The sequence below is a fragment of the Archaeoglobaceae archaeon genome (assembly GCA_038734275.1).
GTDB lineage: Archaea > Halobacteriota > Archaeoglobi > Archaeoglobales > Archaeoglobaceae > WYZ-LMO2.
The window spans coordinates 22,162-40,797 of record JAVYOO010000011.1 but is presented as its reverse complement, the minus strand read 5'-3'; the positions used below and the strand labels follow the sequence as shown (position 1 = coordinate 40,797).

The window sequence follows — 18,636 nt, the reverse complement described above, 5'->3', positions numbered from 1 at the left end:
GCACCGCAGACTTTTTAAAAAACTTTCACTCAATCGCATCCCCTACCGCTATGTTGGTTGCAAATGAAACCGCAGAAAGTCCAACTTCTTTGCAGAATTCAATTGCAGAGCTAAAAATTGCTGCCTTCGAAACGACAAGCGGGATGCCAGCATTCGCACATTTAAAGGCAATCTCCTTTGAAATTCTACCTGAGAGCAAAAGGAAAGAGTTTCCAAGCTCTGCGTTATTTAGCAAAGCCATGCCTATAGCCTTGTCGACTGCATTGTGTCTGCCAACATCGTAGGCTCTGTAAAATTTGTCTTCATTGACTACAACCGCAACATGATAGCCACGTGTTTTTTTGTATTCTTCGATCTCGATAAGCTCAAGGTGCTTTTTTAGCACATCAATTTTGAATTTCCTTCTTGATTCAATCTTAGAGGGCTTTACTTTTCTCAAAAACCCAGAAAAAACCAAATTTAGATCAGAAGTGTCCCCCAAGACTTCAGCAACGATCCTATCACCATAGACGTCCACTTTAATATCTTTCAGAGATTTTACAATCCCTTCAGAAACCAGAAAACCGACTGCAAATTCCTTAAGCATCAGCGGAGTGCATAACTTCCGATAAGCCTTACCATTTATCACGAATTCCACTTCTTTCTCAAGAGCAATTTCAAGCGTTTTGCCGATCTCTCTGATCACAGGCTGTGCTGGATGAGAGGTTTTAAAAATTTAAGTTTTTGATCCCAAAATTCAATAAGTGCTTCTCGGCTCGATCTCCCCAACAAGGTTCTTTTTCACGAGATTCTTTGCTTCCTCAAGGCTGTAGTTTCCAAGGAGGAACATAAGCTTAATAAGCGCTGTTTCAGGGAGCATGTCCTCGCCTTCAATAACGCCAGCTTTGAGCAAATCTCTGCCGGTGTCGTAGACTCTGTCGCAAATTCTGCCATGAAGACACTGGGAAGTCATAACAACCAAAGAGTCTTCGCAAATCCTTTTAAGAGTATCTATCCAGTCCGTAGAAACATGCCCGAGTCCAGTTCCTTCGATAACGAAACCCCGATAGCCTTTAGAGTGGTAGTAGTCGATTATGTCACTCTTAAGTCCTGGAAAGAACTTTATTAAAACGACTTTTTCTTCAAGTCTGTCTATGAGCCTGAGCTCTCTTTCCCCTCTTCTGAATCTCCAAGATAGCCATTCAACGTTAAGCGAAGGATAGTCTATTTTAGCGACGGGTTTGGCATTTATACTCTGGAATGCATCTCTTCGCGATGTGTGCATTTTTCTAACCTTCACGCCTCTATGAGCATAGCAGAAGTCATCGCTTGTTGAGCCATGCATGCATACAAGCACTTCACCAACATCGCTTACCGCAAGCTTCGCTGAACAGAGCAAATTCATCACCGCATCACTGCTTGGTCTATCACTGCTTCTCTGGGCTCCTACAAAAACTACGGGCTTGGGAGTAGAAAGCATGAAAGCGATAGCTGAAGCAGAATACTGCATTGTGTCCGTGCCGTGCGTGATAAGGACGCCCTCATATTTCTTTAGCGACTCATAAACCCGTCTCGCAAGCTCAATCCAGTTGTTTGGCTTCATGTTCTCGCTCAAAATATTGTAGAGAAGCTCTGCATCCACGTTGCAAATTTCTGAAATCTCCGGGACATCGGAAACAATTTCTTCAGCTGTAAACTGGCTTGTAACCGCTCCAGTTCTGTAATCAACTCTGCTTGCAATTGTCCCACCTGTCGAAATAATCTTGATATCGGGTAGATCTTCTCTTCTTGCAATCCCGATCTTTCTTGGCTGAGCTTTCAACTCTTCGAGCACTTCTAAAAGCTCATATTCATGAAATCCCGCATTGTAACCGCTGTCAAGCTTTAAAACCAAACTTCCTGTAAAGCTTGGCATAACTATGCCTTCGAAGATCTTTCCTTTCGCCCTGATTCTGACCCTTTTACCAGTTAGCATCAAATTTCACCCCAAGAGTCTCAATCTCAGCCCACATAAGCTTAAGAGCGTTTTCAATTCTCCTCTTGATCCTTTTAAGCTCTCTTCTTTCGCTTAAAACCTTTTCCTTTCTCATTGCTCTCATTCTATCCACTTCTTCCTTTGCGGTTCCGCCGATTGTCTTTCTTCCGTTTACTATGTTCTCCAATTTTGTAACTTCTGCAACTCTTTCGCCCGAAACTCTTATTTCGTAGCCAATTTCCTTAGCACTTCGCTCTATGTCTTTTGCAGAGGGGCTGTAATTGCCCTCAGAAGCTAATCTCGCAATAATACGATGAGCATCTCTAAAAGGAATCCCAAAATCCTTTACAAGCATATCTGCAAGCTCCGTTGCTGTCGTGAAACCTTCTCGAGCTTTCTGCTCCATGAAATCTTTTCTGAACCTCATCCCAGAAAGCATTCCAGTAAAGACTTCCACCGCTTCTATTGTTTCCTTCAAGGCTGTGTATAAAATCGGATTCATCTCCTGAAAGTCTCTGTTGTAGCTGAATGGCAAAGCCTTGTAAATGCTCATAGCAGAAGTCAGAAGTCCAATCATTTTTCCGCACTTCGCTCTCAAAAGCTCCGCGATGTCGGGGTTCTTCTTCTGTGGCATTATTGAAGAAGTCGAAGAATAAGCGTTCGGAAGATCAACAAAGCCAAGAGTTGCAAACAAGATTATCTCCTCACAAATTCTGCTTATATTGAGAAGCGCTGAAACGCAGACGTTCACCGATTCTATCAAAAAATCCCTCGATGCAACCGCATCTTCACTGTGTTCCAAAATGTCATCGAATCCCAAAATTTTAGCTGTAAATTCTCTATCGAGTTTGTAGCTTGTTCCTGCAAACGCTGATGAGCCAAGAGGACATTTGTTCACCCTTCTGAAAGCTTCGATTACACGCTGGAAATCCCTCTCAAATAGATCGAAGAGCATTAGCAGATGATGTGAAAGCCTCGTGGGCTGTGCAAACTGGAAGTGAGTGAACCCGGGCATTATTGCATCGTTTTCAGAAATTTTTAAGATTGCTTCCTGAAGAGCTATTAGCTTTTCAGCTAATTCAAGCAGATGATCTCTCGCAAAAAGTCTTAAGCAAGTTGCAACCTCGTCATTTCTCGATCTTCCAGTGTGCATTTTTTTGCCTGCCTGAGTTCTTCGCGTTATCTCTGCCTCAATCGCTTCATGCACGTCTTCGTATTTATCCCAATCTTCATAGCCCCGCTTTGAAATCTCGCTAAGAGCTTTTATGATTGCCTGAGCATCTTCTTTGCTCAGATAACCGCTCCTGAGAAGATTGAGCGTATGAGCAAGATCCACAAGCAAATCGTAGCGAAAGATGTTAACATCGTGCTCTATCGAGCTCGAAAACCTTAAGGCTTTTGAATCCATCTCTCTGCCAAATCTTCCTTCTCTAAGCATTAAATCCACCTCTCTCCGTCTTCATAAACTTCTTTTTTCCAGATTGGCAATTCGCTTTTCATAAGTTCCACAGCGTTCATCAAAGGCTCCCAGATGTCTTTTCTGTGTTCTCCAGCAACCGCAATATAGACAATGTCCTCACCCGGCAAAAGTTTGCCGAGTTTGTGATAAAGCTTTGCGTTCGCAATTCCTGGAAAACTTCTGACTTTGTTTTCGACTTCAGCAATTTTTTCAGAAAGAATTTCATCAAAAGCTTCATATTCAAGCCTTTTAACAATCTTTTCGTTTTCAATTTTGCGAACAAATCCAACAAAGATCCCTATCGCCCCGCATTTGTCCGCATTCTTCTTTGTTTTTTCAACAATCGACTTCAGAGTTTCAAATTCTGGAACTTTTAGAGTATTGCGCTCTCCAAAGGTTGGGATTTTAAATCCATACTTTTCTTCGACGATTACAATCTCCTCATTGGCTTGGAGAATTGCAAAATCGTAGCCAAGATCTGCAAAGAATTCAAGCAAATTTAAAATCAATTCCGGCTTTGCAGATATTCTAAAGTCTTCGGATTCTGCTAACAATTCCGATCCTTCTCTTTTTATAAAAACCGCCTTCGCTGATTTTTTCAACTCTTCATAAATTTTCTCGTCGCCAACAAAGAGCCTCAAGTTCTTCACCTCCAAAAGAACAAAAAATTGGTTGAACCGCATGGCACTTAACTTTTATCTCTTCTCCCTCAACCAAGATCTCTGCGCAGCTCGCAAAGGACATTCTTGGCTGAGTAGGACTTCCAGGACAGAGAATTGCCCGATCTTTAAGCTTTTCAAAAACAAATCTATGAATGTGCCCGAAAATTAGCAAATCGACTTCAAGTTCCATTGCCCTATAAAAAAGATCATCGAAATTGTTTATGTAATTCCCCCTATGCACAACTCCTATCCTCAGCTTACCCACTCTAAATTCTGCAACTTCTGGTAATTCTTCCATGATCCCTGAATCATCGTTGTCCCCTTTCACTGCCACAAGATTGTAATCGGAGAACTTTTTGTATACCTCGTAACTCTCAAAATCGCCAGCATGAACCACGAGATCAGCGGATTCGATAAGATCAAGTAATTTTTCGGGAATCCGAGGTTCTTGAAGATGAGTATCAGATGTGGCTATCAATCTCATTGCTCAGATTAGTTGCCCTAAATAAAATTTTTATCCCCTTTCAAAACTTTTGCTGTGATCAAGTTAAGCCATATCACAAGCTATCTTACATGTCCAAGGCTGGCTTATTACAGATACCACTATGGAGAGAGAGGATTTTCAGAAAAACAGGCTGTGAGAGAGATTTATCTTAGCCTGAGAAGAGGTTTCGGAGTAGATTGGGCAAAACAGAGGATTAAAGCGATGAATGAATTGTTCAATGAGGACGTATTTGAAACCGCTCTAAAAAAGTTTGTTCTTAGCAAAAGCTTGGAAGAGCTCAAGAGCGTAGACTGGGACGTTGTTTTCACTTCAGAAGAACTTGGAGTATCTTTGGCTGTTGATGAGATAGTTGAGCTCAATGATGATAGATTCCCGCTTTTTGTCTCGTTAAATGCCCCTAATGAAGGAGTTTGGTTTCCAGATCTAATAAAAGCGGGGGTAACAGCTTTGATAACAAGAATGAATAAAAGTCTCGTTTACTACGCATACTCCGGAGAGATTAGAACCGCGGAAGCAAACATTGGAATTCGGAGAAAGGCGTTGAAACTAATAGAGAGGTTAAAAATGATTAAAAACGGATTTTTGCCTGAGAAAAACGAATCGAACTACTGTAAAGTTTGCAGTTTTGCTAAGGATTGTAAAAGCATGCCGGAGACTTTTGCTTCAAAATTTTTATAATTTTTATCTTTCAATACATGGTCATAAGTATTATATACTTGTTTGTTCACCATAATAATGAGAGGGATCCCAGATGTTCGAGAACATAATAGCAGATCTGCTTGGAATTAATGGTGTCAAGGGAGTATATATAGCTGATCCTGAAGGGACTCTAATTGAATCCGAGTCTTTGGGGACGATTGACGACGAGATATGCGCCGCTTTAGTTGTGGAGATATACAATAAAGCATCAGAGATTTGCGAGAAACTTAGCTCTGATACTCCAGATCTAATCACACTCGATGGTAAAAAGGAAAGAATACTGGTTTCAAAAGCGGGAAACTTTATATTGGGGGTCGTGGCAGACATAAAAACGAATTATGGGCTTTTGAAGATAGAAATGAAAAAGGCAGTTGAGAAGGCTTCGATGGTGTAATTATGATACTCCCCAAAACGACATTGGCAAAAATAGAAAAGGGAAAATTCGAAAAGATACTCGAGAACCTCTCAGCTTCAAATTTTAGTGGTTATATCAAAGTAGCCTTTAAAAAGCTTGAACTTTGCTCTGGTGAAGTTCTATTTGACAGTGGAAAAATAACTGCAGCAGAGATTATAAAAATAAGAAGTAAGTCAAGTATCTATGGCGATACAGCTCTCTCGGAACTTTTAACATTAGATAACTCAGTTGTTGAAATATATCCGCTTGATACCATACAAGTTAAAAAAACACTCGAGCTAAATCAGATCGCTCTGATAAAAGAAGCAGGCATTAAAAAGAAAATAAAAGAAGACACGAGCTCAGTTAGTGCTCCTGTAATTCCAAAAATCGAAGAAGGTCCAAAAAAAATAGACCGGGAGCAAATTCTCGAAAAATATGGTATCACTCCTCCAGAAAACGAGGAGATCAAAAAAATAATTCAAAATTCGTTAGGCAACTCAGAGCTGGCTTTAGAAATCGAAGAAGTATCTAAAGTTTCTAGAACAGTAGCTGAAGAAAGAGAGAAAATTTTACAGAAATATGGTATTAAAAAGCCCGCCGAAGAAGAGATAGAATTTCTGATCTCAAACGCTCTTGGAATGGAAGAAACCACCGTAGATTTTAATAAACTCAAGAAGGAACTTATAGAATTGATTACTTCAAAAGTTGGAAAACCGTCTAAAAAAGCCGTAAGCATTATAGAATCATGCAATAGTTATGAAGAACTTCTGGATAAAAGAAGTGAACTGGAGAAGAGCCTGAGATCACTCGTTATGTTTATACCAAGAGAAAAGATAAATACGTTGATTTCTGAAATAGAAGAGAAAATAGGGAGAAAACTTAGCTAAGTTTCTCAATTCTTCTTTCGACTTCATTAACATATTCCCTGATTGAACTGTTCATTTTTAGTACCTCGAGCACGTCTTTGTAGTTCTCCTCATCCACTTCTGTAATACCAAGAGATTGCATAGCTTTATCCAAAAAGATTTTTGCGATTGGACCAATCTCCTTTTTAAGTTCGCGAAGAAGGGATTCATACGATACCATACCTACACCCCGGAAAATATATCATTGCACCTCCATGATACTCATGGTTTAACATTGCTATCTTCCATTCCCACATAGAGTCTAAATCTTTCTTTCCTTCCAGATTTAAACTTTTCTCTCGCTCTATTAAAACTGATAGAAATGTTCTAACATACCATTTTCTGTTATTAAACTGCAAAAATATATTATTCACCCAGCCTAAGAATTTAAGAAAATAATTAATAAAATTATTATATAATAATTATAAAATTACTTTAAAGCTTCTTCTAAGCTCTGCATTGCCACCTTCAAACTTCTTTTCAGCCTTTCTATACTGTTCGCCAATATTCCAATCTCATCAGTCTTATTCCTGAATGGAACCTCGGTATCGACTTCTCCAGCACTTATTTTGTCTGCGGTCTTGCTCAACTCAACAATTGGTTTTGCTACCCTTGTGATTGTAAAGAAGGCAATGAGTCCTACGAATACTACTGCCACGACAAAGGCTATAATTAAGTTCATGTAAACCTGCTCTTTAGCCTTTTCTATGCTTTTTGTCACTTCGCTGGCAATGTTCTCAGCGGGATTACCCGGACTTTGAGTAAGATACTTGAAATACCCGTCTATGTATGCTCCGGTGCCCGCCATTATTACCACTCTTGACTTTATATAAGGATCGTAAATCGGCGTTGGCAACAACACTTGCTGATAACATCCGTATTTTTCAACAGTCTCGTTCGTTTCTGGCTCAATCCAAGTATAGTAGTCACATATAATCTGCGCGGGATATCCCACGGCTTTCATAGTTAAGTTGTAGAAATCCGGCATACTTTCGTTCCATTTGAGATCATACTTGATGTCCTTTCCCCATTTATCTTTTGAAAGTGTAGGATAAACCAAGGTTATTACTCTCCACTCGCCCCCAACGAATCCCGCACCCATAACCCAAGTGTATTCACCCATTCCCCATCTTCTAGAAGCGATCTCCAAGAAATCAGGATCTTTCAGAAGATCTGTTGTTGTCAAATTGGGATTTTCTCTCAGTTTACTCCTCAAATAAAGTTCCAACTTTTTGGAAAGTTCATCAGTTTTCATTTTTACTGCTTCTTCTCCCGCCTTAACAATATAGACCTGACTTACATTTATAACCCCCGTTCTTGCATTTTCACCGAATTCCGCAACACCCATCACCGTAAGCTGGGCTAGGAGTAAAAGGGGCACAAAGCTCGCAAGCAGAACTATTATAACGATTTTGGGTGTTAACTTCATCTCTTCACCACCTCCACAAAATCATTTACCTTAATCCTTTCTCTCACCCAAGTTGGCACAACAACAAAACCCGGTTTAGAGTATGGCAGAACTCCGAGAGTTGCCCCACTCTCTTTTTGAATTACATAGTCTCCCTCAGCCACGCTACCGTTGAAGTCGTATTTCTGTGTAAAATTCAGATCACTCCCAATTTTTGCCTTGATTCCGTTTAATTTCATTTCAACGCTTTTAGGTTCTGGCAGCATCCTACCATCTTCCATGTGTTTTGAGGCTTTCTCTGATTTCATGCTTTTGGCAGATCTCTCCTTGAAATACTTGCCTATAACCACCATTTCAGGTGGAAGTTCCAATAACTTTTGAAGAAGTTCCTCAGGAAGCAATCCTTGATATATTTCCCTGATTTCGTAGTATCTGAGCCTTCTCTCCAATTCTCTTACTTTTGCCTCTAATTCTTGAGTTTTTTCATTGTTCTCTTTTATAATTTTCTCTGTATTTAGATCCATACCTACACCTTACAATTATTACCATGTTGCTTTGCTCTAAAATATAAAATTTTCTCATTTTCGCACTTAATCCTGCTAAACCCTATAGATTAGTTAAAGTTTTTAATCTTTGAAGACATGTCCTTTCACATGATCCCACCATCCTACTCTCCTGAAAAAGTTGAGGCCGAAGTTATAAGCTTCTGGAAAGAAAACAAAATATATGAAAAAATAAAGGCCAAGATGGGTAAAAAATTCTATTTCCTTGATGGACCGCCCTATACAACAGGCAGAATTCATCTCGGAACAGCCTGGAACAAAATTATCAAAGATACCATCCTTAGATATCTTCGAATGAATGGTTTTTCCCCCACCGACACTCCCGGCTGGGACATGCATGGATTGCCCATCGAGGTAAAGGTAGAGCAAGAGCTCGGATTTAAGAGTAAAAAGGACATAGAGAGCTTTGGTGTTGGGAAATTCATAGAGAAGTGCATGGAATATGCTTTGAAAAACAAAGATATGATGACTGAACAATTCAAAGCATTGGCAGTATGGATGGACTGGGAAAAACCATACATGACCATAAAAGCAGAATACATAAACTCCGCATGGTTTGCTATTAAAAAAGCACACGAAAAAGGGCTTCTTGAGAAAAAATTAATGGTCGTGAACTGGTGTCCACGTTGTGAAACTGCTCTTGCTGAAGCAGAAGTAGAGTATGCTGATCGGGAAGATCCTTCGATCTTTGTCAAATTCAAACTTAAAGATGGCGGATATGTTCTGATCTGGACGACAACCCCGTGGACAATACCGGCAAATGTAGCTGTTGCAGTAAATCCAAATTTAACATATGCGAGGGTCAGAGCGTATAGAAATGGAATTTCAGAAGAGGTAATCTTAGCAGAAAGTCTACTGGATGTTCTTGCAAAATGCTATGAAAGATGGGAAGTTTTGAATACTTTCTCCGGAAAGGAACTTGAAGGATTAGAATACGAACATCCCTTAGCAGAAGAGGTTCCGCTTCAGGCAAACATCAAGCATAAAATTGTGCTTGCAGACTTTGTTTCTGCAGAGAACACCGGTTGTGTTCATGTTGCTACGGCACATGGTGTTGAAGACTTTGAACTCGGCTTGAAATACGGGCTCGAAATTTTCAATCCAGTTGACGATAGAGGCATTTTTACAGAGAAGGCAGGAAAGTATGCAGGTCTGAGCGTTAAAGAAGCGAACGAAGTAATAATAGAAGACCTATTGAAAAAAGATTTGCTGATGGCCGAAGAGAGAATTTTCCATCGATATGGACACTGCTGGAGATGTAAAACGCCAATCATTTTTAGGGCAACCGAACAGTGGTTTATCAGGATCACAGAGCTAAAAGATAAGATGCTTGAAGAGATCGAGAAAGTTCAATGGATTCCAGAATGGGCAGGAAGTGCAAGGTTTAGAGACTGGATAAGCAATGCTAAGGATTGGTGCATTAGCCGACAACGCTACTGGGGAATTCCACTGCCGATCTGGATATGCGAAAAATGCGGTAGAATGAAAGTTTTAGGAAGTATTAACGAAATCAAGTGGAGTAACGATCTTGACTTACATAGACCTAAAATCGATGAAGTAAAGTTTTCCTGCGAATGTGGCGGAGAGATGAGCAGGGTTAAGGATGTCTTTGATGTATGGTTCGACAGTGGAGTAGCAAGCTGGGGGAGCATAGAATACCCATTAAAGACTGAAAAATTCGAACTCTGGCCCGCAGATTTCATAACCGAAGGACATGACCAAACGAGGGGCTGGTTCTACTCACAACTCGGAACTTCTATTATTTGCTTCGATAAAGCTCCTTACAAAGCAGTCTTAATGCACGGTTTCACCTTAGACGAGACGGGAAGAAAAATGAGCAAAAGCCTCGGCAATGTAGTTGAGCCGGAGGAAGTGATTGGTCAGATTGGGATTGATTGCTTCAGACTCTATGTGCTAAGCTCTGCGGTTTGGGAAGATCTAAAGTTCAGCTGGGAGGAAGCAAGAAACGTGCTGAGAAATATTAACATTCTGTGGAACACAATCAGGTTCGCCCATACCTACATGACCATCGATAAATTCAGAGCTGGAAAAGATGTTGAATTAAGCCTTGAAGACAGGTGGATTCTTTCAAGACTTGAAAGATTTAATGCTGAAGCGGTTTCTGCTATGGAGAAATTCCAGCTTCACAGGGTAGTCAAGAGCTTTTTTGAGTTCATAATTGAGGACTTCAGCAGATGGTATATCCCGCTAATCAGAGCAAGAGTATGGGAAGAAGCGGAGTCAAAAAGAAAGCTTTCCGCTTACGAAACCATGTTCAGAGTTATCGATAAATCGCTCCGCATAATTGCACCTTTTGCCCCTGTTCTCAGTGAATGGTTCTATCAGAACTTTATAAAGAACTTTAGAGATGGCAAGGAGAGCATTTTCATGGAAGAATACCCCATTCCAAATGAGGCGTGGATTGACAGAGATCTCGAAGAGAAAATGAAGATTGCAAGAGAAATTGTAGAGGCGGGAAATAGTGCAAGAAGTAAGGCAAAAATAAAGCTTAGATGGCCTCTAAGAGAAATGATTGTCGAAACCAATGTTAAGGGGCTCGAAAATTTCATAGAGATAATTGCAAAGCAAAGCAATGTTAAAGAAGTGAAGTTTGTTGAAAAATTCCCATTGATTGTAACCATAAAACCGGACTTTAAGAAGATTGGTCCCATACTTAAAGGAAAGGCAAAAGATTTTGCTGAATTTGTTTCAAAATTAAGGGAAGTCCCTGAAGAAATAGAGTTCGAAGGTTTAAAACTAACTCGGGATTATCTCATAGTTGAGGAGAGGATACCCGAAGGATACCAAGTTGCAGAATTCAGCCACGGAAGGGTTTATATCAATACAGCTCTTGACGAGAATCTGTTACGGGAGGCCTACGCAAGAGAAGTTGTGCGAAGAATTCAGCAAATGAGGAAAGAGTTGAATTTAAACGTTGAGGAGTTCATAATTAGCTACGTTGAAATCGATCCAAAGCTTCTTGAAGGCTGGATAGAGTATATTAAGAACGAGACGCGATCCAGAGAGCTCAAATTCGCAAATCCAGAAGGTTACGTTAAAGAGTGGGAAATTGAAGACCTCAAGATTAAAATCGGTATAAAGAGATGGAGCTGAAAGAGTGGCTAAAGATCTACGAGGAAATACTCAGAGATTTTAATTTCTCAAGGGCGCGAGATGAGGAGGCGGCAAGACTAATCTCAGAGCTTGGACATGGGAAGCTTCTTCACTGTAAAGTCTTGGAATGTATAAAAGATCAGGAAGTTGCGGTGATAGGTGGGGCTTACAGGGGAGAAAAAATACGCCAAGAATTTGTGATTACTGCGGGAAAAGCTATAGAAAAAGTAGATATTATACCGAGGATTCATGTGACTGATTTAGAAGAGGGGCTTGATAAAATTTTAAAACTGGAGAAAGCGGGATGTATTTTAGTCTTTCACGCTCATGGCGATAACATCCACAGGCTTAGAGAGATCGTGCCAAGGGTGGAAAAATTCGTTGCAACTACACAATGTGAACCTTTCGACAGAGTTTACAATTTTGGGGGTTTCACAGATGGAGATAGAGCGGTTCTGTTAGCAAAAAGATTTGGAGCAAAAAAAATTATCCTTTATGGATTTGACTTTGAAAAAGGAGAGGGTTTGAAGTTGAAAAAACTTAAATGGGCGAGAAAGATCCTTGAAATTGAGGGTGTGCTCGATGCATCCAGCAAAGATCCAACTAAGGGGCTTTGACGATTTTGAAATTTCAAAATTGATTAAAAAAGCAGAAGAACTTAAATCTGAAGTTATTAAAACAAAATTTGGAGTGGATATTTTCTTTGACAATGTGGAGGACGCAAGAATGTTTATCTCAAAAATACAAAAAGAATTTAGAATTGAGAAGAGAATGAGCACTGAGAATCTCGGATTTAAAAAAGGGCGCGGTCGATTTCTCTTTGTTTATTCGGTAAGGAAAATTTGAAAAAACTTTTATTTCTTAAATGCCAAATTATTAAGTGTTCGATTTCATCCTTAAAGTCATACTAATTAGCAGTTCTGGCGCTTTAGCCCCTGGACCGCTCAGCGCTGCAACAGCTGCGATTGGAGTCAGAGAGGGATGGAAAGGTGGGTTTATGGTAAGCAGTGGACACTTTTTCGTAGAACTCTCTCTTGTTATCATAATTGCATTTTTTATTTCATTTTCAGGAGAGATTTTGGAAATTATAAAACCACTGGCATTAATAGGTGGTCTTTTCCTTTTGTTTTTTGGTATTCTAACGTTAAAAAGCGCCTTTGAAATTGGTGAAATCTCGATGAAAGAGTCGAGATTTTCTCCATTTATAACGGGTATCGCTTTAACAGCTCTTAATCCTTTTTTCATAGCCTGGTGGGCAGGAGTCGGTAGTGCGTTGATTAGTGAGGCTATTCTAAACTTTGGAAGCTTGGGCATCGCTGTTCTATTTGCCTCACATATTTGGATTGATTTCGCCTTTCTAAGCTTTTTAGCCTATGTTACATCCTTTAAGGGGATAACGCTTGGAGCATATAGGGTATTACTGATTTTTTTGGGTGTTCTCGTTCTATTTTTCGGCTTAGACTACATATCATTCGCGATAACTGAACTGCATCTCTCAGAGTTGATGACAAAGCTTTAATACATTCAAACAAAATTTTATTTGTGCTAATAGCGGAGGTATTTGGCGTTTTCATCGCGAAGTCGAAATTTGCATCATCCCCAGTAGTGGTCCTAAGGGCAGAAGATGGAAGAGTTCTACCGATCTATATCGGTTTTGCGGAAGCTGCATCCATATACTCTGCTTTAAACCGTTATCTACCACCGAGGCCAATGACGCATGACTTGCTTGTGGATGTGATTTCAAAATTGAATGGAAAAGTTGAAAAAGTAGTTATTGACGATCTAATAGACACGACATTTTACGCGAGAATTGTGATAAAGCAGGATGATAGAGAGATCGAAATAGACGCCAGACCAAGCGATAGCATCGCAATTGCTCTTCGAATCCCTTGTCCAATTTTCATAGCTCCAAAAGTTCTGGATGAAGCGGGACTTGAGGAAATACCTGAGGGTTTTATAGATTTTGGTCAAATCTCCTAACACTTAGAACCTTTATTTTGAAAATTGGCTCTTCGCCGATACAGAAAACAAGTTCGTTGCCTTTTTCTACTATCTTTTTAGGAAAATACGGCCTTTTATCAAATTTCTCAAGCAAACTGGCCGGAAGAGCGCGGAAAAAGTTGTAATTTGTTCCAAAATAAATAACCTCGCCCCTATCAATTTTCACTTTTTTTATATTGCTAACTGAAAAAAATACCTCAAGAACTTTTTCCCCATACTCGTAAAAGTTTAAAAAGGCAGGATTTCCCTTAATTTCAGAAATCATGCAGATACACTCATTTTCAAATTCCTTTAAACTTATTTTACCCCTTTGAACATATTGCCAGTTTAAAAATCTCGAAAGAGCTTTTGCAAAGCTTCTTGTCTTTCTGCTCGGCTTTCTTGAAGTTGTTAAGATCATAGCTCGCATTCTATGTATCTTGTTCCGTCAAAACCTCTAAGGACGTTGGCAGACTTCTGCGGAATTAAAATCTCATCTCTCAAATCCTCGAAGTCTTTAACTTCACGAAGATCTAAAAATCCCTCTTCGATCTTCACAGCCAAAAATAATCCGTTTTCTGCGTTTCTACAATTAAACCCGTAAAAGTTCGCTGGCATTAGGTTGTATGCCTTGCCAATTTTATAACCAAGCTCCCTGCCAAATAGGATCTCCTGAAAAGCTCTACTGAAAAAGAACCAGTCCGCTTCAACCAAGATCTGCCTTGGAAAAGCAGAGAAGTATGTTACAACTTCCTCCACGTTTTCTTTTTTATGGATCCAGAAGCAATCCTTACAGCTCCATACGGGCTTTCCAGATTGGGAAATAACGATCTCGCCAAATCTGTAGAGCAAACAAGGGTAAAAGATGCAAAAACATAAAGAGCAATCCTGTCCCTCAAAATGGCATGGATAGTATTTGCACTCATAAGCGGAGCCTGAAAGAGAGTTCATCGCAGCAAAAAGATCTACAAGTCCACGCTCATTCATTTAATCACTTTTCGCCTCACGATATTAATTCCTTTCTGTTGGCAGAATTATTTCTCCGTCTTCTCCGCTCAAAATAAAACCTCTACCTTCCAAGAACTCTCTAACGGTTAAAGCAGAGATCACCGCATCAACTTCGTCATGTGTAAGCTCAGGGATCGCTATAAACCTTTGAAGTTCTCTTATGATCTCAGAAAGACCTTCTTTTGTTCTTTTCCTCAATTTTGGTGCTATTTTCATCATAACTCTTGTAGCAAAAGGATAGACCTCAAATACTGCTATTCCTTCTTTTCTCAGCTCCTCTGCGATCTCTATGCCTTTGAGAGCTATATCTCTAAAAAATTTTGCTCCAGAAGGGAAAAGTCTAATTCCAAGCTTTAGCAATTTTTTCTCGCATTCTCTAAGCGTTCCTACTTTTGGAAAAGAGAGTGGAGCATCTATTCCAACCGCAACAACTCCCTTTAATTTTTCTTTGTCGTAATCGCCAACGTAGACAAGCTGATCTTCAATGATCGCAAGTTTGCAAGCCCTAATGCCAACATCGATGCCAGCGATCTTCATCAGAAATTCTCAGGAGAAACTTTTATGAAATTTTTCGCTGATCTTTACATTATAGGCAAACCAAAATAGTTATATTTCTGCTCATCAATGAATTTCCAAAGGGGTCGTGGCGTAGTCAGGAAGCGCGGCGGGCTCCAGTGGTGTGATGAATTGTGGGTCTGCTGAGCGGTGATGACCCATTGGAGCGCTGACCCGAAGAGACCCGCAAGTCGTGGGTTCAAATCCCACCGACCCCATATTTTCATATTGCTGTCTTCAAAACTCAAGGAATTTCTTATCCGAGTCTTTTCAACTTCTTGGCACCTTGAAATTATAAAGGTTAAAAGTCCAAAATCTTATATATTCGTGTGTGCATGCATGAATATGAAAACGATAACGATCGCAGACGATGTTTACGAGAAACTCGCAAAGATTAAGAATAATAGGAGCTTTTCGGAAGTTATAAGGGATCTGATTGGCAGTAAGGGAAACTTTGATATTTTAATGATAGGATTCGGAACGAGGAGCAAAGAGGAAGCGGAAGAGCTTGAAAAACAGATTGAGGATGTGAGAAAATGGATGGAATCCTTGATTCGAGTTTGATCATTGAGCTATTTAAGGGCAATGCGAAGATTCTAAATGCACTGCCAAGAGATTTGAATTATTTTATAGCCACAATAACTGTTTTCGAGCTTTATTGCGGAAAACTGAAAGAAAGAGAGGAAATTATGATCGAAAAGCTACCAAAAGTTGAGTTTTGCGAGAATTCTGCAAAAATCGCTGGCAAAATTTACCGAGACCTGAAGGAAAAGGGAAAAATTCCCAGTGTTAAGGACTTGCTCTTAGCCTCAACTGCAATCGCAAAGGATAAAATTATTTTAACCTGTGACGAGGGCTTCGAAATCTTTAGAGACTACGGGCTAAAGCTAAAAATCCTTGAGCGGTAATCAGCTTTAATCGCTGAGCACGTAGTCCACAGCCTCTTCTGCATTCTCAAAGATCTTCATCCCTCTCAGAATCACTGGAGGCTTTAAAGATGCGACACGCTTTCGCTCTTTCAGGGCTATTGCAAGCTCAGAAATCGTTCCATATTCTCCGCCAATCGAAATTAAAGCATCGCTTGAATGCACGATGATCATATTCCTCGCATGTCCCATGTTCGTCGCAATCTTTATGTCAATGTATGGGTTCGCCTCCTCAACTCCCCTCGGAAGCACTCCGACCGTTATTCCGCCTTTACTCTTTGCCCCCCTGGCACTTGCTTCCATAACACCGCCAAGCCCGCCGTTGATCAAAATACAGCCCCTCTCTGCAATAAGCTCACCAACTCTGTAAGCAAGTTTATAGGTTTCTTCATCGCAAGATCCACTGCCAATTACACCAATCTGCATGTTTAAGTGTCCGAAATGGGAATAAAATAGATTGCCCAAGCAATTTAATCAAAAAATTCATATCCTGAATTAGCGAGCATAGCAAATGGAACCGAAAGATTACAGAATCCAGCTTGCTGAGAAGGGTATTGAAGAAATAAAGAGGCTTTCGAATTCTCTGAGAATTCCAAAAAGGAAGGAGTTCATGGCAAAGATCGAAGAGATAGCAAGTGCATTACAGATCGTAAAGTTCAGCTACATGCCTGCAGAAGAAGTTGCGAAGCTGGAAGAACTTAAAAAGATTGCGGATTTGGCATCAAAATTAAGGAAGGAGATTCAGCAGAACGATTTTGCTGGGACAACAGCAGACTACTGGCTTGAATATATTGAAAAGCTTCCAGAGCTCATGAAGAGGGGTGAGATTGCGAAGATCTACGAAGCGGTTAGATTCTTTGCTGGCGATGTGATCTCGAAACGAAAGCTTGACCGCCTTTGGCTTTGCCTCGTCGATTGTGGCTTCAAGCTCGAAGTTATAACGAATTCCGAAGCACTAACCTCAGGTAGAAGAGTTGTTGCTCTTCTGCCTCCAAGAAAATTTGGCGAAATTGTTAGCAGGGGAATGTTTGTAGATGCGGTAGCGGACAAAAAAGGAGAGTTGAGCGTTGAGGAGATAAGAAAAATCTCCAAGAACCTTGGGGAAGTTGAATCAATACTGATCTCATTGCTCAGCTCAAAGAGCTGATCATCTGCCATAGTCATCCTCAATTCTTTCTATGTCGTCTTCTTCAAGGTATTCTCCGATTTGCGTCTCTATAACTTCAAGATCCACCTTGCCGGGATTTTCAAGCCTGTGCAAAACGCCCGCAGGTATGAAAGTGCTCTCTCCGGGGCGAAGAAGAATTTCCTTGTTGTCGAAAAGCACCCTTGCAGTGCCTTTAACGACTACCCAGTGCTCGCTCCTGTGATAATGTCTCTGCAGACTTAGCCTTTTTCCGGGCTTGATTGTGATCCTCTTTATTTTATAGCGCTCCCCTTCTTCGAGCAAAGTATAGGAGCCCCATGGTCTGTAGGCGGTTCTGTGAACAACGATCCTCTTATCGCCCTTTTTAGAAAGAACCTTGTGCAGTTCTCTGACTTTTTCGGATTCGCCCATTTTAGAAATGAGCAAAGCGTCTTCTGTATCCACTACGATCAGATTTTCAACACCAATCATTGCTGTTAGCTTCTGACTAATAACAAGGTTCTTTTTTGAGTCCAAGGCAAGGGGTTTTTCTCCAATGCTTACATTTCCGTGCTCATCTTTACTCAGCACTTCGTAAAGAGAGTCAAAGCTTCCAAGATCGCTCCATTTCGTTGCAAGTGGAACAACAGCTACTTTTTTGGACTTCTCAAGTATTCCGTAGTCCACAGAGATCTCCGGAAGCTCTTCGTAAATCTCTTCGATATTGTCGGACTCAAATGCTTTGAACACATCCGGAGCAAGTTTTTTGACTTCCTCGACAAAAATGGCTGAGTCAAATAGGAACATTCCGCTATTCCAGTAGTAGCCACTCTGCACGTATTGCTTTGCAGTCTCGAGATCCGGTTTTTCCTTGAATTCGTCTACGATAAAGCCATCTCCAGCTTCATTTCCGGGCTTTATGTAGCCGTAGCCCGTGTGCGCTCTTGTTGGCTTAATCCCGAATGTGACCAAGTAATCGTCAGAAAGCTTCTTTGCAGATCTAAAAGCCCTCTTGTAATCCTCGTTGACTTCGATCAGATGATCTGAAGGCAAAACTGCGAATTTTCCGGAATTGGCTTTTAGAACCCAAAAGATCGCTGGAAGGGTGCTTTTCGCCTTTGGCTCCAAAAATATGTTCTCCATGGGTATTTCAACGCTTAAATCCGCAAGATCGTCGAGAATCCTGAATTTATACTCCTTATTTGCGACTATAAATATCTCTTCAGGTTTGGAAAAGAGTAGAGCTCTCTCAACGGTCTTCTGAAAAAGTGTCGAGTTATCGAAGATCTTTATGAACTGCTTCGGCATCAACTCTCTGCTTAAAGGCCAGAGCCTTGTTCCCTTACCGCCAGCAAGGATCAAAGTTTTCACAATT

24 protein-coding genes and 1 tRNA gene are annotated in these 18,636 nt (G+C 40.4%); 12 read left to right on the top strand and 13 right to left on the bottom strand.

Going from position 1 to position 18,636, the window contains the following annotated elements:
• Positions 1-25 precede the first annotated feature (25 nt).
• Genes fdhD through QXI54_09510 form a run of 5 tightly spaced genes read right to left on the bottom strand, consistent with a single transcriptional unit; the run spans position 26 to position 4,559 of the window.
• Positions 26-685, bottom strand: a complete 660-nt coding sequence (fdhD, locus tag QXI54_09530; protein ID MEM0303391.1) for a formate dehydrogenase accessory sulfurtransferase FdhD — start codon at positions 683-685, stop codon at positions 26-28.
• A 51-nt stretch (positions 686-736) separates the two neighbouring features.
• Entirely contained in the window at positions 737-1,954 is a 1,218-nt protein-coding gene (gatD, locus tag QXI54_09525; protein MEM0303390.1) for a Glu-tRNA(Gln) amidotransferase subunit GatD, read from the bottom strand.
• Positions 1,941-3,392 (bottom strand): argininosuccinate lyase, encoded by a 1,452-nt coding sequence (argH, locus tag QXI54_09520; GenBank protein MEM0303389.1) that lies wholly within the window; start codon positions 3,390-3,392, stop codon positions 1,941-1,943. Before argH ends, gatD begins: the two co-directional genes overlap by 14 nt.
• On the bottom strand, positions 3,392-4,054 hold the full coding sequence (locus QXI54_09515; protein ID MEM0303388.1) for a molybdenum cofactor biosynthesis protein MoaE: 663 nt from the start codon (positions 4,052-4,054) through the stop codon (positions 3,392-3,394). The genes argH and QXI54_09515 overlap by 1 nt, the downstream gene beginning before the upstream one ends.
• Positions 4,020-4,559, bottom strand: coding sequence for a YfcE family phosphodiesterase (locus QXI54_09510; protein MEM0303387.1), 540 nt, complete (start codon positions 4,557-4,559; stop codon positions 4,020-4,022). Before QXI54_09510 ends, QXI54_09515 begins: the two co-directional genes overlap by 35 nt.
• A gap of 54 nt (positions 4,560-4,613) precedes the next feature.
• Here QXI54_09510 and QXI54_09505 point away from each other — a divergent pair, with 54 nt between their 5' ends.
• The 3 genes from QXI54_09505 to QXI54_09495 all read left to right on the top strand — a co-directional run bounded on the left by QXI54_09505 (position 4,614) and on the right by QXI54_09495 (position 6,563).
• Positions 4,614-5,258: a hypothetical protein gene (locus tag QXI54_09505; GenBank protein MEM0303386.1), complete on the top strand. Its 645-nt coding sequence runs from the start codon at positions 4,614-4,616 to the stop codon at positions 5,256-5,258.
• 73 nt (positions 5,259-5,331) lie between these two features.
• Positions 5,332-5,673, top strand: coding sequence for a roadblock/LC7 domain-containing protein (locus tag QXI54_09500; GenBank protein ID MEM0303385.1), 342 nt, complete (start codon positions 5,332-5,334; stop codon positions 5,671-5,673).
• A gap of 2 nt (positions 5,674-5,675) precedes the next feature.
• Complete coding sequence (locus QXI54_09495; protein ID MEM0303384.1) at positions 5,676-6,563, top strand: DUF2226 domain-containing protein; 888 nt, start codon at positions 5,676-5,678, stop codon at positions 6,561-6,563.
• Here QXI54_09495 and QXI54_09490 read toward each other — a convergent pair.
• The 3 genes from QXI54_09490 to QXI54_09480 form a co-directional block, all read right to left on the bottom strand.
• Entirely contained in the window at positions 6,556-6,762 is a 207-nt protein-coding gene (locus tag QXI54_09490; protein ID MEM0303383.1) for a hypothetical protein, read from the bottom strand. The genes QXI54_09495 and QXI54_09490 overlap by 8 nt on opposite strands.
• A gap of 249 nt (positions 6,763-7,011) precedes the next feature.
• The gene (locus tag QXI54_09485; GenBank protein MEM0303382.1) at positions 7,012-8,010 is read right to left on the bottom strand and encodes a HAMP domain-containing protein; all 999 of its coding nucleotides are present in this window, start codon (positions 8,008-8,010) and stop codon (positions 7,012-7,014) included.
• Positions 8,007-8,513 (bottom strand): hypothetical protein, encoded by a 507-nt coding sequence (locus QXI54_09480; protein MEM0303381.1) that lies wholly within the window; start codon positions 8,511-8,513, stop codon positions 8,007-8,009. The genes QXI54_09485 and QXI54_09480 overlap by 4 nt, the downstream gene beginning before the upstream one ends.
• Before the next feature lie 129 nt (positions 8,514-8,642).
• Here QXI54_09480 and ileS point away from each other — a divergent pair, with 129 nt between their 5' ends.
• Genes ileS through QXI54_09455 form a run of 5 tightly spaced genes read left to right on the top strand, consistent with a single transcriptional unit; the run spans position 8,643 to position 13,646 of the window.
• Complete coding sequence (ileS, locus tag QXI54_09475) at positions 8,643-11,666, top strand: isoleucine--tRNA ligase (GenBank protein MEM0303380.1); 3,024 nt, start codon at positions 8,643-8,645, stop codon at positions 11,664-11,666.
• Positions 11,657-12,283, top strand: coding sequence for a 6-hydroxymethylpterin diphosphokinase MptE-like protein (locus QXI54_09470; protein ID MEM0303379.1), 627 nt, complete (start codon positions 11,657-11,659; stop codon positions 12,281-12,283). Before ileS ends, QXI54_09470 begins: the two co-directional genes overlap by 10 nt.
• A complete protein-coding gene (locus QXI54_09465) occupies positions 12,249-12,512 on the top strand; it encodes an NMD3-related protein (GenBank protein MEM0303378.1) in 264 nt (87 codons plus the stop codon). The genes QXI54_09470 and QXI54_09465 overlap by 35 nt, the downstream gene beginning before the upstream one ends.
• A gap of 34 nt (positions 12,513-12,546) precedes the next feature.
• Positions 12,547-13,185 carry a LysE family transporter gene (locus QXI54_09460; GenBank protein MEM0303377.1) on the top strand — a complete coding sequence of 213 codons (639 nt, stop codon included), beginning with the start codon at positions 12,547-12,549 and terminating at the stop codon, positions 13,183-13,185.
• 23 nt (positions 13,186-13,208) lie between these two features.
• Positions 13,209-13,646, top strand: coding sequence for a bifunctional nuclease family protein (locus QXI54_09455; GenBank protein MEM0303376.1), 438 nt, complete (start codon positions 13,209-13,211; stop codon positions 13,644-13,646).
• Here the strand turns inward: QXI54_09455 and QXI54_09450 are convergent.
• From QXI54_09450 to QXI54_09440, 3 genes are read right to left on the bottom strand one after another with little or no spacing between them, the layout of a single operon-like run.
• Complete coding sequence (locus tag QXI54_09450; protein ID MEM0303375.1) at positions 13,621-14,076, bottom strand: rRNA maturation protein; 456 nt, start codon at positions 14,074-14,076, stop codon at positions 13,621-13,623. The two genes, QXI54_09455 and QXI54_09450, sit on opposite strands and share 26 nt — an antisense overlap.
• A complete protein-coding gene (locus QXI54_09445; protein MEM0303374.1) occupies positions 14,064-14,633 on the bottom strand; it encodes a cysteine-rich small domain-containing protein in 570 nt (189 codons plus the stop codon). Before QXI54_09445 ends, QXI54_09450 begins: the two co-directional genes overlap by 13 nt.
• A gap of 24 nt (positions 14,634-14,657) precedes the next feature.
• Positions 14,658-15,191: a DUF429 domain-containing protein gene (locus QXI54_09440; GenBank protein MEM0303373.1), complete on the bottom strand. Its 534-nt coding sequence runs from the start codon at positions 15,189-15,191 to the stop codon at positions 14,658-14,660.
• Positions 15,192-15,291: 100 nt separating this feature from the next.
• On the opposite strand from QXI54_09440, the gene QXI54_09435 reads away from it, so the two are divergent.
• The 3 genes from QXI54_09435 to QXI54_09425 all read left to right on the top strand — a co-directional run bounded on the left by QXI54_09435 (position 15,292) and on the right by QXI54_09425 (position 16,117).
• Positions 15,292-15,427, top strand: a tRNA-Trp gene (locus QXI54_09435).
• A gap of 127 nt (positions 15,428-15,554) precedes the next feature.
• Positions 15,555-15,773, top strand: coding sequence for an antitoxin VapB family protein (locus QXI54_09430; protein MEM0303372.1), 219 nt, complete (start codon positions 15,555-15,557; stop codon positions 15,771-15,773).
• Positions 15,746-16,117: a type II toxin-antitoxin system VapC family toxin gene (locus QXI54_09425; GenBank protein MEM0303371.1), complete on the top strand. Its 372-nt coding sequence runs from the start codon at positions 15,746-15,748 to the stop codon at positions 16,115-16,117. The genes QXI54_09430 and QXI54_09425 overlap by 28 nt, the downstream gene beginning before the upstream one ends.
• A gap of 6 nt (positions 16,118-16,123) precedes the next feature.
• Here QXI54_09425 and QXI54_09420 read toward each other — a convergent pair whose 3' ends face one another.
• A complete protein-coding gene (locus QXI54_09420; protein MEM0303370.1) occupies positions 16,124-16,561 on the bottom strand; it encodes a TIGR00725 family protein in 438 nt (145 codons plus the stop codon).
• Between the two features lie 85 nt (positions 16,562-16,646).
• Between QXI54_09420 and QXI54_09415 the strand changes: the two genes are divergently transcribed.
• Entirely contained in the window at positions 16,647-17,282 is a 636-nt protein-coding gene (locus QXI54_09415) for an RNA-binding protein (protein ID MEM0303369.1), read from the top strand.
• Here the strand turns inward: QXI54_09415 and QXI54_09410 are convergent, their stop codons facing one another.
• On the bottom strand, positions 17,283-18,632 hold the full coding sequence (locus QXI54_09410; GenBank protein MEM0303368.1) for a mannose-1-phosphate guanylyltransferase/mannose-6-phosphate isomerase: 1,350 nt from the start codon (positions 18,630-18,632) through the stop codon (positions 17,283-17,285).
• Positions 18,633-18,636: the final 4 nt, after the last annotated feature.